Below are 15,170 nucleotides of genomic sequence, written 5' to 3'. Positions count from 1 at the left end.
ATGGATCGAGTGGGTGACCTCTTTCCGCGACAATTGTCCTACCGTGGGCTGACCACTTTGGCTCGACTCCGCCGAAGGGGTGATCGGCGCCAGGGACTTGGCGGGCACAGCCGCGGTGGCGCATTGCACCCGCACGGTCTCGGTGCTAACCCTAGTGGGGTAGACGATCGACTCATGCACCTTACGAAGAGGAGTACCAATGACCTTGTCCCGGGATGAAGACAGCTCACTGCGCCACTGGAGCGGCCGCCTGATCCAAGCACTGCAGATCCTTGATCTGGACGTCGACCACGAGAAGATCGTCCAGGTAGCAGATGAATCCACGAAGGCCGTCGGGCCTCATGCGGACGCCATCAGCGCGTTCCTGGTCGGCTACGCTGCCGGCACCGCTTCGACCGACGGCAGGAAGAGCACCAAGGAAGCGGCTGACGCCGCTTCGAACAAGGTCCTCGAGCTGTGCAAGCACGGCGAATCCGGCGGCCCCGACGAAAAGGGCTGGGCCAAGCGGGCACAGTAGCCGCACTAGCCGGCCAGGACTGGGCATGTCCCGTGAAGTAGCGGGTGACCTGGTGGGGCATGTCCACTGAGTAGCAAGTCACCTCGTGGGACATGCCCTCCCTTCACCGCGGCGGATGGACATGTTGGCAATATGTCCAGTGCCCGCGGCCAGGACTGGGCATGTCCCCTGGGGTAGCAGGTGACCCTGGTTGGGCATGCCCTTTCTTCACCGCGGCGGATGGACATGTTGGCAATATGTCCAGTGCCCGCGGCCAGGACTGGGCATGTCCCCTGGGGTAGCAGGTGACCCTGGTTAGGTGTCCCATGGAGCAGCAAGTCACCTCCGTGGGACATGCCCGCCCTTCACCGCGGCGGATGGACATGTTGGCAATATGTCCAGTGCCCGCGGCCGGGACTGGGCATGTCCCCCGTGGGTAGCAGATGACCCTGGTTGGGCGTGTCCCATGGAGCAGCAAGTCACCTCCGTGGGCATGCCCTTTCTTCACCGCGGCGGATGGACATGTTGGCAATATGTCCAGTGCCCGCGGCCAGGACTGGGCATGTCCCCTGGGGTAGCAGGTGACCCTGGTTAGGTGTCCCATGGAGCAGCAAGTCACCTCCGTGGGACATGCCCGCCCTTCACCGCGGCGGATGGACATGTTGGCAATATGTCCAGTGCCCGTGGCCAAGACTGGGCATGTCCCGCGGGGTAGCAGATGACCCTGGTTGGGCGTGTCCATGGAGCAGCAAGTCACCTCCGTGGGACATGCCCTCCCTTCACCGCGGCGGATGGACATGTTGGCAATATGTCCAGTGCCCGCGGCCAGGACTGGGCATGTCCCGCGGAGTAGGAGGTGACCCTGGTTAGGTGTGTCCCATGGAGCAGCAAGTCACCCCCGTGGGACATGCCCTCCCTTCACCGCGGCGGATGGACAAGTTGGCAATATGTCCAGTGCCCGCGGCCAGGACTGGGCATGTCCCGCGGGGTAGCAGGTGACCCCGGTGGGGCATGTCCCGCGGAGGGTCAGGGTGACGCGGGAGGCGTCGCGCCGGACGCCAGCGTAGCGGAACCGTCCGGTGACTGGTCCAGACTGGGTTCGAGCCGGACAATCACCGCCTTGGACACCGGGGTGTTGCTGCCCTCGGCCGTATGGTTCAGCGGCACCAGCACGTTCGCTTCGGGGTAGTAGGCGGCCGCACAGCCGCGGGCGGTGGGGTAGGAGACCACCCGGAACTTTCGAACCATACGTTCCGCGCCGTCCTTGTACTCGCTGCGGATGTCGACGAACATCCCGTCGGCCAACCCCAGCTCGGCGATGTCGTCCGGGTTCACGAACACCACGTGGCGCCCCTTCTTGATGCCGCGGTAGCGGTCGTTGTGGCCGTATATGGTGGTGTTGAACTGGTCGTGGGAGCGGATGCCCTGCAGGATCAGCGTGCCCTCTGGCCGTTCCACGTGTTTCAGGGTGTTGGCCGTCAGCACGGCTTTGCCGGTCGGCGTCGGGAAAGTGCGGGAATCCCGCGGGCCATGCGCCAAGACAAAGCCGCCTTCGTGGCGGATCCGCTCGTTGTAGTTCTCACAGCCGCCCACGACCCGCGAAATGTGGTCCCGGATGAGGTCGTAGTTCTTCTCGAAGCCATCCCAGTCGGCCTTGATCCGATTGCCGACCACGGCCTTCCCGAGGCGGCTGACAATCGCCGGCTCGGACAGGAGATTATGGGATACCGGTTCAACGCTGCCCCAGGACGGGTGGACGGCGCAGACCGTGTCCTCGACGGACACGAACTGCTGCCCCGACTCCTGGATGTCGATCTCGGTCCGGCCCATCGTCGGGAGGATGAGGGCTGCAGCACCGGTCACCGTGTGGGACCTGTTGAGCTTCGTGGAGATCTGGACGGACAGCTCAGTGTTCTGCATGGCCGACTCCGCCGCGTTGGTGTCCGATATGGCGCCCACCAAGTTGCCGCCGAGCGCTACGAAGACCTTGATCCCGCCGTCGCGCATCCGGCTGATGGTCTCCACAGAGTCCACCCCGTGTTCGCGCGGCGGCTCGAAATCGAACTCCTTGCCGAGCGCGTCCATGAAGGCCTGCGGCATCTGCTCCCAGATGCCCATCGTGCGGTCGCCCTGGACGTTGCTATGGCCTCGAATGGGGGAGGCGCCCGCTCCCGGCTTGCCCATATTGCCGCGGAGCAGGAGCAGGTTGATGATTTCCTTGATCGTCGCCACGGCCTTCTTCTGCTGCGTGATGCCCATGGCCCAGGTGATGATGACCTTCTCGGCCTTCAGGTACCGGGCGGCGAGCTCATCGATTTCCTCGACGCGGAGCCCCGTCGCTTCCAGTACCGACTGCTCATCCAGGCGGCCGAGGTGTTCCTTGAGCTCCGCCAGGCCCTCGCAGTGTTCGGTCAGGAAGGCGTGGTCCAGAACAGTCCCCGGGTTACGTTCCTCGGCGTCGAACACACGTTTGGAGATCGCCTGCAGCAGGGCCATGTCGCCACCGATCCGGATGTGCAGGAACTGGTCCGCGATCTCGGTACCGCGGCCAACGATGCCCTTGACCTTCTGCGGGTTCTTGTACCGGCGGAGGCCGGCCTCCGGCAGGGGATTGACGGCGACGATCTCGCCCCCGTTTTCCTTGCAGGCCTCCAGCTCGGTGAGCATGCGCGGGTGGTTGGTGCCGGGGTTCTGGCCCATGATGATGATCAGGTCCGCTTTGGCATAGTCGTCAAAGGACACCGTGGCTTTTCCGATGCCGATGGTCTGGCCCATCGCCCAGCCCGAGGATTCGTGGCACATGTTGGAGCAATCCGGGAGGTTGTTGGTGCCGTAGCCGCGGACGAGCAACTGGTAGAGGAAGGCTGCTTCGTTCGACGTCCTGCCGCTCGTGTAGAACGCGGCGTGGTCCGGGGACTCCAGGCTGGTGAGCTTGTCCGCGACGATGCGGATCGCTTCGTCCCAGCTGACCGGCTTGTAGTGATCCTCGCCAGCGGCCTTGAAGACCGGCTCGGTGAGCCGGCCCTGCATGCCCAGCCAGTACTCCGAGCGGCCGCGCAGTTCGGTCACCGAATGCTCTTCCCAGAACTCCCGGGCGATGACCACCGGCGTCGCCTCCCAAGTGACAGCCTTGGCGCCGTTCTCGCAGAACTCGAAGGCCTTACGGTGGTGCGGATCCGGCCAGGCGCAGCTGGGACAGTCGAAGCCGTCCTTCTGGTTCATCGCCAGGACGGTCTTACGCGTGCGGTTCAGACCCATGTGTTCGATCGCGGGCTTCATGGAGTGCAGGACGCCCGGGATTCCGGCGGCCCAATCCTTCGGGCCGTGGCCGACTTCAAGGTCCTTTTCGTCAGTTTCCTCCACGTGAGGATTCTTGCGCGTCACGTCGAACTTCCCTTCTACAAACACCTCGGGGTTTGGATGGTGCGCTCGGCTACCACTGCGCACCATACCCTCAGGCCTATCAGCTGTTCCGGAGTGCCGCAAGGAATCAGGCGCCGACGGCGGCACTGCGGTTCCGCCTGGTGTCCAGTGAGCAGCCGAAGGACCCGATAACGGGAGGGGCGGTACCGTGTCTGATCGGGCCAGGGCCGCTCGAGGTTGGCAAGTATTCTATTTCCGCCATGGTGTTCCGGGCGGCTGCGGTCCGGCGGTAATTCATGATCCATGAGGTGACTGGAATCCCTCCGGCCCGGCGGGTAGTTCGTTCGACCGCAGCCTCGAATTCGGAGCGGGGACCTGAAACCTGTGGACCACTTGGTAAGAATTCAATTTCCCAGTAGCCGGGTTTCGTTCTCCAAGTATTCGGGAGATCATGGCGCTGAATTAGGGTAGTGACTACTCGTGCACCATGGAAGAAGCGCACTTCAGGCAGATCTTCAAGGGACAGGACGCCATTTTCCCCAGTAGGAAGTCACAATTACTTCCCTTTCTTTTACCTGCGAATACGGGCCTTCGACCGATAATGAAGGGTGCAGAATAGGCCTCTTCCGCGCGACTTAATTGTCATATTTCGGTCGGGATTGCTGGAAACTAGCTCCTTCAAGATTTCTCCAAGAAATGCCCAGCACTGTTGCATCATCATTCACTCTAAAGAGACAGGTGCGACATGAATGTGTTCGCGAGCACGAGGTCGAGGGCCAAAGACGTGTCTTCGGCAAGCCGACCCGCATAGTTGCGGCAGGGACAGCAATGGCGCTGCTCAGATTTATCGGACTCGCCACGACGGCGGTGACGGCCAGCGCCGAAGTCGCCCCGGCTGGCGCGGGTTTCACCGTCACGGCGTCCGACCTGGCGTTCATCCTCAAGCAGATCAAGATCGCCGAAGCCCACGTGGCCAACACCACGTTGGCCACCGGGCCGTGCGGCGCCCTCGTCGGCACCGGGCCCAGTCAGATCCCGAACCCCCTCGTCTCCGCGGGGCTGCGGACGGTGGACGGCTCGTGCACCAACATTCAGGCCGGCCAGGAAACGTTCGGCGCTGCTGATCAGACGTTCCCGCGCCTTGCGAAGCCCGAATTTAAGGCCGCCGAGGCAGTGCCCGAGGGCTTCGGCCCGCCAGGTACAAGCACGTATGCGCAAAAGAAGGGCTTGGTCTTCGACTCTGAGCCCCGGACGATCAGCAACCTGATCGTGGACCAGACCGCGAGCAATCCTGCCGCAGTGGCAGCCGCCAGCAATCCGGTGCGGACCCAGGGCAACACCGGCGTTGTCCAGTGCCCCGTTCCCCAGCCCGACCCGCCGGTCGCAGACTGTGTCCCGGCGGGAGAGACTATGTTCATCCCGAACGTCACCACCGACGTCGGACTCTCCCCGCCCTACAACTCCCTCTTCACCCTGTTCGGTCAGTTCTTCGACCACGGTGTGGACCAGACTGTCAAGGGCGGCGGGACGGTATTTGTTCCCCTCAAGGACGACGATCCGCTGGTCGCTGGCCCGGACCACATCTTCGGCAACACCGACGATCTGCGGCAGGACTTGCGGTTCATGGTGCTGACCCGGGGCAAGAACCAGCCCGGCCCGGACGGAGTCGCTGGCGACAATCCCTTGACGCCTGCCGACGAAAGCGCCGACGACGTCCAGAACGCACTCAACACGGACACGCCGTTGGTTGATCAAAGCCAAACCTACACGTCCCACTCCTCCCACCAGGTGTTCCTGCGGGAGTACGCCAACAACCCCGCCGGCAAGCCGGTCTCCACCGGCAAGCTGCTCGGCGGCATCGCCGGGACCAAGGCCGCCAATGGCATGGCCACCTGGCACACGGTGAAGGAACAGGCCCGAACACTCCTCGGCCTCCAGCTCGAGGACAAGGACGTCACGAACACCCGATGATCGCTGCCGACGCGTACGGGAATTTCATCCCCGGCGACAACGGACTGCCGCAGTACGTCACGGGGCACGGATTGGTGGAAGGCAACCTTGCCTTCCCCGTGAAGGTTCCCACCGACGTGAAGTACTTCGAAACGCCCTTCCTGACAGACATCGCGCACAACGCCGACCCGGGCAAGCCCTGCCTCACTGCTACCGATGTCGAGCCTCGGGACCCGGCCGGTTGCCTGACTCCCGATATCGATGAATCGGCCTCGGCAGATTTCGCCAACCAGCCCGCAGGCACATACGACAACGAGATGCTCGACGCCCACTTCGCCGCCGGTGACGGGCGCGTCAACGAGAACATCGGCCTGACGGCAATCCACCAGGTGTTCCACTCGGAGCACGACCGGCTCGTCGACGACATCAAGAGGGTGCTGACCACCGACACCTCAGATCGCGGGGTAGCTGCCCTGGCCGAATGGCAGTCGGCAGCGGGCGCGGCCGACTGGAACGGTGAGCGCCTCTTCCAGGCGGCACGGTTCATCACCGAGATGGAGTACCAGCACCTCGTGTTCGAGGAGTTCGCCCGCAAGATCCAGCCGGCGATCAACCCCTTCGAGCCGTTTGCGTTCACTCAGACGGAGCTCAACCCGGCGGTCAAGGCCGAGTTTGCGCACGCGGTGTACCGCTTCGGCCACTCCATGCTGACCGAGACGATCGACCGCAGAAACGAGGACAGGCCCGGCGGCGACGACCAGTTCGGCACGTCCGACGACATCTTGGGGACTAAGAACGACGTCTCCTTGCTCGAGGGGTTCCTCAACCCTCCGGAGTACACCGACGGCGGCCCTGCCGGTCCGCTCACCTCCGAGGAGGCTGCGGGCAGCATCATCATGGGCATGTCCGATCAGGTCGGTAACGAACTCGATGAGTTCGTGACCGAGACGCTGCGCAACAACCTGCTGGGCCTGCCGCTGGACCTGGCAACGATCAACATGACGCGGGCCCGGTCCGAGGGCGTCCCGCGGTTGAATGCACTTCGGCGGGAGCTGTTCAACGCGACAAACGACGGGCAGCTGAAGCCCTACACCAACTGGATCGATTTCGGGGAGGGAATCAAGCACCCTGAGTCACTCGTCAACTTCGTCGCGGCCTACGGACAGCACCCGACGATCCTCACGGACGCCGGTCCGGATGTCACCGTGGGAACTCCCGACGACGGTCCGGCAACCCTGGCCTCTCGGCGGGCGGCTGCACGGGCGATTGTCAGCCCTGATGTCACAGCCGGGGACGTTGCTCCTGCTGATGCTGCCGACTTCATGAACAGCATCGGCCCCTGGGCCAACGACGGCACCAAGTCGGTTACCGGCCTGGACAACGTCGACCTCTGGATCGGCGGACTCGCGGAGCAGACGGTTGTGTTCGGTGGCCTGCTGGGAAGCACCTTCAACTACGTGTTCGAGAACCAACTCACGGACCTTCAGAACGGCGACCGCCTCTACTATCTCGCGCGCACCCCGGGCATGAACCTGAGGACGCAACTCGAGGGCAACTCGTTCGCCGAGCTGATGATGCGCAACACAAACGCGCATACTCTGAAGGCCGATGCGTTCGCCACGGCGGACTGCAAGTTCGAGCTGAAAAAGCTGGCGGGGACTGCCCAGGGCTTTATTGACTCCGGCGGCAACAGGGTTGCAGACGACCCGGATTCGGAATGCAGCGAGCCGGATCTGCTGATCCGCATGCCTGACGGCACGATCAAGTATCGTGCGAGGAACACCATCGATCCCTCCGGGATCAACGGACAGAGCGTCTACAACGGCACTGCCGGCGTCGACCGCGTCTCCGGTGGAAACGACAGCGACACCTTCTGGGGTGGACTCGGCAACGACATCATCGAAGGTGGTGACGGAGCCGACGTCGCACTCGGCGGCGAAGGCAATGACATCATCACCGACCTTGCCGGCGACGACGTGCACAAGGGCGGTCCCGGTAACGACGCCATCAACGCCGGCCCGGGCCTCGACATCATCATGGGTGGCGATGGCAAGGACTTCACGAACGGTGGTGCCAACGCCAACGAGACCTTCGGTGGGGTGGGCGACGACTTCATTAGCCTCGGTCAAGGTATCGATGCCGCCTTCGGCGACAGCGGCGACGACTGGGAAGAGGGCGGGGACCAACCTGACCTCATGATCGGGGACAGCAGCAACCTGTTCTTCCTGGACGACTCCCAGAAGCCCGGACACGACATCCTGATCGGCCAGGGCGGTGACGACGACTACGACATGGAAGGCGGCGACGACGTCGGTGTTGCCGGTCCGGGCGTCGAGAAGGTCGCCGGAGCCTCGGGCTACGACTGGGAGATCGGTCAGGGTGACCCACAGCCACAGGATGCTGACCTGGCCCTCCCGATCGCTCCGCTGGACATCCTGCAGGCCGGTGTCCGCGACAAGTTCAACGAGGTTGAGGCGCTGTCCGGCGCGGGTCTGAATGACACGCTCCGTGGCGACGACTTGGATCCCAAGGCCGTAGGCGGCGGCGGGTTCATCGGGTGCGATGTGCTGGACCAGGCAGGCCTTGACCGCATCGCCGGCCTCGACGCACTGGTGCCGCCGTTGAACACTCCGCTGGGTTCCGTAGTTGCGGCGTCGGCATCGAACGACTGCCCGCTCCTGAGCGGTCCGAACGTCTGGGGCGATGGCAACATCCTCCTCGGCGGTGGCGGCAGCGACCTGATGGAGGGACGCGGCTTCGACGACATCATCGACGGTGACGCCTACTTCAATGTCCGCCTGAGTGTTCGGACGGACGCCGCCGTCGCGGCGACCGAGATCGGCAGTGCCACGGGAATGACCACGCAGTACCTTCGTGACGGCGACGGTGCACTGACCGGGCCGACGCTCCAGGAAGCTGTCTTTGCCGGCACCGTCGACCCTGGAAACATCGTGGCCGTCCGGGAGATCCTGACCGGCTCCGGCGGAACCGACACGGCGGTCTTCTCGGATGTCCGGGCGAACTACACGGTCACCACGACCCCTGTCGACGCCGCCCTCGGCTCGCCCGGGTCGGTCACCACGGTGGTCCACAACGGGGCAGGCATCGATGGTACGGATACCCTCCGCAATGTCGAGGTACTCCAGTTCTCCGACAGCGTTGCTCCCAACGCACCGGCCATCGGCACCGCAACGGCCGGCAACGGCCGGGCAACGGTCAACTTTACGGCTCCGACCGTCGGTACCGCCAACAGCTTCTCCGTGAGGGTGTTGGACGTCACGACGGACCCGGCCGGTGTCGAAGTTGGCACGCCACGGACCGCGCCAGCTGACGCCACCAGCCTGGTGGTAGCCGGCCTGAACAATGGTTCCACCTATAAGTTCCAGGTAGCCGCTACCAACGACCACGGAACCAGCCCTTTCTCCGCCGCTTCCAACGCAGTGACGCCGTCGCTGCTGGCCGAGGCGACGGCCCCCGGGGCCCCGGCGATCGGAACGGCGACGGCAGGGAATGCTTCGGCAACCCTGACCTGGACCGCTCCCGCCTCTGACGGCGGATCCCCGATCACCGGCTACCGGGTGCAGGCCTTCGCCGGCACAACGGTGGCCGCTACCCAGACGGTCACCGGAAACGTCGGCACCGTCCTGGTCACCGGGCTCACCAACGGCACGGCGTACACGTTCGATGTGGCCGCCATCAACGCCGTGGGGACGGGAGCGGCCTCGGCTGCTTCCAACCTCGCCACACCGGTGGCCCTCGCCGGGGCCCCGACCATCGGTACAGCCACGGCCGGGGACGCTTCGGCAACCCTGACCTGGACGGCCCCGGCCTCCAATGGCGGTTCGACGATCACCGGTTACAGTGTGCGGGCCTTTGCCGGCACAACGCTCGTCAGGACCCAGGCGGTCACCGGAAACATCAGTACCGTCCTAGTCACCGGGCTCACCAACGGCACGGCGTACACGTTCGACGTCGCAGCCATCAACGGAGCCGGCACAGGAGCTGCCTCGGCTGCTTCCAATCCGGCAACGCCGGCGGCCCTCGCCGGAGCCCCGACCATCGGTACCGCAACGGCCGGGAACGCTTCGGCAACCCTGACCTGGACCGCCCCGGCCTCCAACGGCGGTTCGGCGATCACCGGGTACCGAGTGCGCGCCCTCGCGGGCACCACGGTGGTCAGGACCCAGGAGGTCACCGGGAACGTAGGGACCGTCGTAGTCACGGCGCTCTCCAACGGCACGGCGTACACCTTTGACGTGGCCGCGGTGAACGCGGTGGGCGTGGGGGCGGCCTCGGCGGCCTCCAACCAGGTGAGGCCGGCGACCCTCGCCGGAGCCCCGACCATCGGTTCGGCAACGGCCGGGAACGCTTCGGCAACCCTGACCTGGACCGCACCGGCCTCCAACGGCGGTTCGGCGATCACCGGCTACCAGGTGCGCGCCTTCGCGGGCACCACGGTGGCCAGGACCCAGACGGTGACCGGAAACGTAGGCACCGTCGTGGTCACCGGGCTCACCAACGGCACGGCGTACACGTTCGACGTCGCCGCCACCAACGGCGTCGGTACGGGAGCTGCCTCGGCTGCTTCTAACCCGGCAACGCCGGCAGCACCGGCAACGCCGGTGACCGTCCCCGGGGCTCCGACCATCGGGACGGCCACGGCCGGGGTCGCTTCGGCAACCGTGAGATGGACCGCCCCGGCCTCCAACGGCGGTTCGGCGATCACGGGTTACCGGGTGCGGGCTTACGCCGGAACGACGCTGTCCAGGACCCAGACGGTCACCGGCAACGTCGGCAGCGCAGTGGTCACCGGACTCACCAATGGGAACTCCTACAGGTTCGACGTGGCAGCCATCAATGCGGCCGGCACCGGAGCAGCTTCGGCTACAACGTTGCTGTTTGTGACCCCCCGCGCGGAGTTTGTGCTTCCGACGATAACGGCGCGGACCCCGGCAACGGGCGCCCGTTCGGTGAGCCAGGTAGCCGACGTCACGGCAACCTTCAGCGAACCGGTGACCGGAGTCAACAGCACCAACATCGTGCTTCGGCTCGACACGACGGTGATTCCCGCCGTCGTGTCCTACAACGCCACGACCCGGGTTGCTACCTTGAACCCGACCGCGACGCTGCTTGCCGACCGGACGTACACGGCTACCGCCTCCGGAATCCGCGACGCAGCGGGCAACACGATGGCGGCGAGCAGTTGGTCGTTCCTCACCGGTCCGGCGCCAACGGTCACGGCGACGTCGGCTGTCACAGCTGTCCCGCGGAACAGCAACGTCACGGCGACCTTCAGTGAGATCATCACGGGGTTCTCAACCAGTACAGTGCAGATCACGAATGTCGCCAGCGGTGCGGTCGTAACCTCGGCGCTCACCTTCAACCCCCTGACCAGGGTGCTGACGATCAACCCGTCCGCAACCCTGGCCGCAGGCACCCAGTACCGCGTCCAGATCACGGGTGGCACGGCTGCTGTCCGGGATACGGCCGGCAACCCGCTGACCACCCGGACGTGGACGTTCACGACCGGATCGGCGCTCTAGGCAGCAGTATGAGACTGCCGGCTGGCGGGCCACCACGGCCCGCCGGCCGGTGTCTTCGTTTTCGGAAGGGTTTTTGTTCGACACGGCACTGGACTCACCATCAGGCCCACCATCCCGCGCATAAGTAGATCACCGGCAGGTATCAAGTACCCGGCCGGAAAACACCAGCAGCAACCCGGGTGGTCAGTACCCGGGCGCCTGCGTCGCCGGCCGTGTGGACCGGGACGCGGAAGGTCTCAGAACATCAAACGATCCCGCGGCGCCGAGGGCATTCCTCCTTGGCGCCGTGGGATTCCGCTGTGTCCGGCTCCGCCTCACGTGCGGAGCGATGAGGCCCCGACTGTAACGCGCGAGCGGGCCCTTTGGAAGTTTGAGGTCCGCCCGCGCCGCCCGATGGATCGTTCTGTCGCCACAGCCCGAGGTCCTGGGGGCGCACGTGACTTTCGGCCCTAGGTTCGGGCCCGTCTTCGGCGCAAGCTGGGTGTACCCAGGCCGCGTGCGCAGCGGAGCCGCCTGTTGAGGCGCGTTGTTGAGGCGCGAGCTGGACTTGCGACCCGGGTGCCCCTGCCTCTGGAACACATCTTCGTTGAGGAGCCTCGATGAGTCCCTCGGTCCCGAAGGCCTCCGTGCTGGCACAGATCCATGCCCTCGCCCGTCCGCTCCGGACTGACCAGGACTTCAACGGGCTCGTCCGGCGCGCCGCAGAGAGCCGCTACGTCGCCATCGGCGAGGCCTCCCACGGCACGCACGAGTTCTACACCTGGCGCGATACCCTGAGCCGGCGCCTGATCGCGGAGGAGGGCTACAACTGGATCGGGGTGGAGGGGGACTGGCCGGACTGCTGGCGGATTAACCGTTGGGTCCGGGGTTACAGCGGGCAGGAGCAGGGCGTCCACGCCCTGCTCGCGGGGTTTGAACGGTGGCCCACGTGGATGTGGGCGAATGAAGAAGTGGCGTCGTTCCTGGACTGGCTGCGCGGCTGGAATCTTAGCCGTCCGATGAGTCAACGGGTCGGCTTCTACGGGCTTGACGTCTATTCGCTGTGGGAGTCGCTCCGGGAGATCATCGGCTGGCTGGAAGGGAACGTCCCAGAGGCCGTCCCCACCGCCCTGCGGGCGTGGCAATGCTTCGTGCCGCACCACGAGGACCCGCACGAGTACGCCCGGAGCGCGCGGCTGGTGCCGCAGTCCTGCGAGGCCGACGTCGTCGCCCTCCTCGCGGAGGTCAGGAACCGGGTGTCCTCGCCGGGCGACCATGATGAACAGGCGTTCGATGCCGTCCAGAACGCGGAGGTAGCCGCGAACGCGGAGCACTACTACCGGATCATGGTCCGCGGTGACCGGCAGTCCTGGAACATCCGCGACCACCATATGGCTGACACGGTAGACCGGCTCAGCACGCACCTCGGTCCGGAATCCAAGGGCATCATCTGGGAACACAACACGCACATCGGGGACGCGCGGGCCACCGACATGGCCCAGGACGGACTGGTCAACCTGGGGCAACTGCTGCGCGAACGGCACGCCGCGGAGGGCGTGATGCTGGTGGGCTTCGCCTCCCATCGAGGCGAGGTCATCGCTGCCGGCAACTGGGGCAGCCCCGAGCGGATCCTGCCCGTACCCCCGGCCCGGTCCGGCAGTCACGAGGACTTCCTGCACGAGGCGCTGGGCGTCCCTGCGGTGCTGGACTTCGGCGAAGACAGGACCGGGTCGTGGCTCGCCAGCCGGCTCGGCCACCGTGCGATCGGCGTGGTCTACCACCCGGAACGGGAGTCGCGAAATTACGTCCCCACCGTGATGGGTGAACGCTACGACGCGCTGGTCTGGCTTGAGCACACCGCCGCCCTGCGCCCGCTGCACCATGAAGGACCCGCGCGGCACGCCGAATTCGAGACCGAACCCACGGGTTTTTAGCCCGCAAAGCGTGCGGGGCTTAAGGCCCTGACCCCGCAGCTGGCTGGCGGCGCACACTGGAGTGCCGGCGGACCGTTGGCGCCGCTGGACGTGTCATGCGCTGCAAACGCCACCGTGCTACGGAGAAGAGCAGAGCTCAGAATGAACAAACCAATCATCGTCGGGATCAGCGGCTCTGCCGGAAGCCAGGCTGCTTTGGCCTGGGCCCTCCAGCGGGCGTCGCGGCACAGGCTTCCGCTCATCATCATTCACGCGGTGGACGACCGCTGGATGTCCCCGGAGCTTCAGTACCAGGAGCTCATCCGGGAATCGGGGATGGACCTGCTCAAGAAAACACAGTCCACCGCCACCGCGCAGGCCCCTGACGTCAAGGTGGAGGTGGAGCTTCGTCATGGCAGCGTCGGCGCGGCGTTGCGGGAGGCGTCCAAGGAGGCGTCGATGGTGGTGGTCGGCGCGCATGACAGGCACTGGATGGATGGCGGGCCGCTGAAGGACCGTGCCCTGCAGATCGCTTCCGCTTCGGACAGCCCGGTCGCCGTCATCCCGGCCGGGCAGGGGACCGGGGACAGGGGCGTCGTCGTCGGCGTGGATGGCTCGGAGGAGGCGCTGCAGGCAGTCCGGTTCGCTGCCGCCGAAGCCGACCGCGGCGGCGATGAGCTGACCGTGGTGCTTGCGTTCAAGAGTCCCGCCCGGTGGTTTGAGAATCAGCTGCCGTCGCGCGGACTCGCCGAAACCATCATTGAGGAACAACGGGTCGTCCTGTCCGAATCCGTGGTCGGACTGGGTGAGACGTATCCCGACCTGACGATCCACCAGCGCCTGGAAACGGACACCGAGCCAGCCAAGGCGCTGGTCGACATCGCCACCGGGGCGCGCCTCCTGGTCATGGGCAGCCGCGGGCGCGGCGGCTTCTCCCGGTTGGTGCTCGGCTCAACCGCCCACGCGGTCCTGCTGCACGTGCCGTGCCCCACCGTCGTCACCCGGCTACATAAGGTCCAGCACGAGGACTGACGCCGGGTGGGGATCCGGTTTGTCCGGCCGCGGCGGCGAAATGCAGGCTCGGACCACCACCGGGAAGAGGGGTTTCCGCGGTCAGCGGCGGGTGGGAGGATGATGCGGTGGATCCCTTTTTCGATTTCGTCAGTGATTTTTGGTGGCTGGTGTTTCCGCTGAGCGGACTGATGGGCGGCTGGGCCCGCTCGTGGTCCAAGGCGAGCGAACGCCGGCACCGCCGTCGGGTGGAGCTATACCAGCTGCGCAACCGGGCGGCGGAAGCCGAGGCGGCGAGCCAGGCCGAGGTCCAGTCGCTGCTGGCGGCCCACGACGAGGTGAGCCGGCGCTGGCTGGCCTACGAGCTGGACGTGGGCAAACTCATTGATTTCCCCGTAATGACGGATGTGCGTGAACCGCTCACCGTGGCGTTCCTGCGCGCCAAGCGGGAGGCTGACGGGCTGCGGCCGGCCACGCCGGGTGCTATCACCACGCCGGCCCGGTTGATGGACTACCGCGCGGCAGTGCGCAGCTTCGAGGTGGCCTTCGACGTGGCGGAGCGGGAGGCGCGGCGCATCAAAGACAGCAACTTCACCGGTCCGGAGCGCGAGCGGCTGGAGACGGCGCGGAAACTGCTCAGGATCGCTTCCGACGCCGCCGCCACACCGGCCGAACGGCAGACGGCCTACAAACGGGCCCGGCGTGAGCTGGACGGCCTGATTGTGCTGCCGGACGTCACGCTGGCGGTCCTCGAGGAAAAGATAGCCGGGGTGCTGGAAGCCGGGCCAAAGGGGTAACGGCGTCTGGTACCTCGATTTTGAGCGGGAGGCACATCCTGGGCTGCGTTCTTGAGGGTGCGCCTCTGTCGATTTCACCCCGCCCCCGGACGGGGCTGTCGAGAGCCGAGCTGGACTC

At 65.7% G+C, this 15,170-nt stretch carries 7 protein-coding genes; 6 read left to right on the top strand and 1 reads right to left on the bottom strand.

The window, feature by feature from the left end:
• Positions 1 to 199: 199 nt before the first annotated feature.
• Positions 200 to 517: a DUF6457 domain-containing protein gene (locus tag QFZ69_RS10075; protein ID WP_306917782.1), complete on the top strand. Its 318-nt coding sequence runs from the start codon at positions 200 to 202 to the stop codon at positions 515 to 517.
• Positions 518 to 1,522: 1,005 nt separating this feature from the next.
• On the opposite strand, the gene QFZ69_RS10070 is transcribed toward QFZ69_RS10075, so the two are convergent.
• Entirely contained in the window at positions 1,523 to 3,880 is a 2,358-nt protein-coding gene (locus QFZ69_RS10070; protein ID WP_306917781.1) for an FdhF/YdeP family oxidoreductase, read from the bottom strand.
• Between the two features lie 807 nt (positions 3,881 to 4,687).
• Here QFZ69_RS10070 and QFZ69_RS10065 point away from each other — a divergent pair.
• The 5 genes from QFZ69_RS10065 to QFZ69_RS10045 all read left to right on the top strand — a co-directional run bounded on the left by QFZ69_RS10065 (position 4,688) and on the right by QFZ69_RS10045 (position 15,052).
• Positions 4,688 to 5,830 carry a peroxidase family protein gene (locus tag QFZ69_RS10065; RefSeq protein WP_306917780.1) on the top strand — a complete coding sequence of 381 codons (1,143 nt, stop codon included), beginning with the start codon at positions 4,688 to 4,690 and terminating at the stop codon, positions 5,828 to 5,830.
• The gene (locus tag QFZ69_RS10060; RefSeq protein ID WP_306917778.1) at positions 5,827 to 11,352 is read left to right on the top strand and encodes a fibronectin type III domain-containing protein; all 5,526 of its coding nucleotides are present in this window, start codon (positions 5,827 to 5,829) and stop codon (positions 11,350 to 11,352) included. The genes QFZ69_RS10065 and QFZ69_RS10060 overlap by 4 nt, the downstream gene beginning before the upstream one ends.
• Before the next feature lie 599 nt (positions 11,353 to 11,951).
• On the top strand, positions 11,952 to 13,265 hold the full coding sequence (locus QFZ69_RS10055) for an erythromycin esterase family protein (RefSeq protein WP_306917777.1): 1,314 nt from the start codon (positions 11,952 to 11,954) through the stop codon (positions 13,263 to 13,265).
• Between the two features lie 141 nt (positions 13,266 to 13,406).
• Positions 13,407 to 14,276 carry a universal stress protein gene (locus tag QFZ69_RS10050; RefSeq protein ID WP_306917776.1) on the top strand — a complete coding sequence of 290 codons (870 nt, stop codon included), beginning with the start codon at positions 13,407 to 13,409 and terminating at the stop codon, positions 14,274 to 14,276.
• A 107-nt stretch (positions 14,277 to 14,383) separates the two neighbouring features.
• On the top strand, positions 14,384 to 15,052 hold the full coding sequence (locus QFZ69_RS10045; protein ID WP_306917774.1) for a hypothetical protein: 669 nt from the start codon (positions 14,384 to 14,386) through the stop codon (positions 15,050 to 15,052).
• The last annotated feature ends 118 nt before the right edge of the window (positions 15,053 to 15,170 follow it).

Source organism: Arthrobacter sp. V1I7 (assembly GCF_030817015.1).
GTDB lineage: Bacteria > Actinomycetota > Actinomycetes > Actinomycetales > Micrococcaceae > Arthrobacter.
This window is presented reverse-complemented; position numbering and strand designations above follow the sequence as displayed.

Coding starts and splice junctions, on each gene's coding strand:
- QFZ69_RS10075 (WP_306917782.1), top strand. CDS start 200: ATGACCTTGTCCCGGGATGAAGACAGCTCACTGCGCCACTGGAGCGGC.
- QFZ69_RS10065 (WP_306917780.1), top strand. CDS start 4,688: ATGGCGCTGCTCAGATTTATCGGACTCGCCACGACGGCGGTGACGGCC.
- QFZ69_RS10060 (WP_306917778.1), top strand. CDS start 5,827: ATGATCGCTGCCGACGCGTACGGGAATTTCATCCCCGGCGACAACGGA.
- QFZ69_RS10055 (WP_306917777.1), top strand. CDS start 11,952: ATGAGTCCCTCGGTCCCGAAGGCCTCCGTGCTGGCACAGATCCATGCC.
- QFZ69_RS10050 (WP_306917776.1), top strand. CDS start 13,407: ATGAACAAACCAATCATCGTCGGGATCAGCGGCTCTGCCGGAAGCCAG.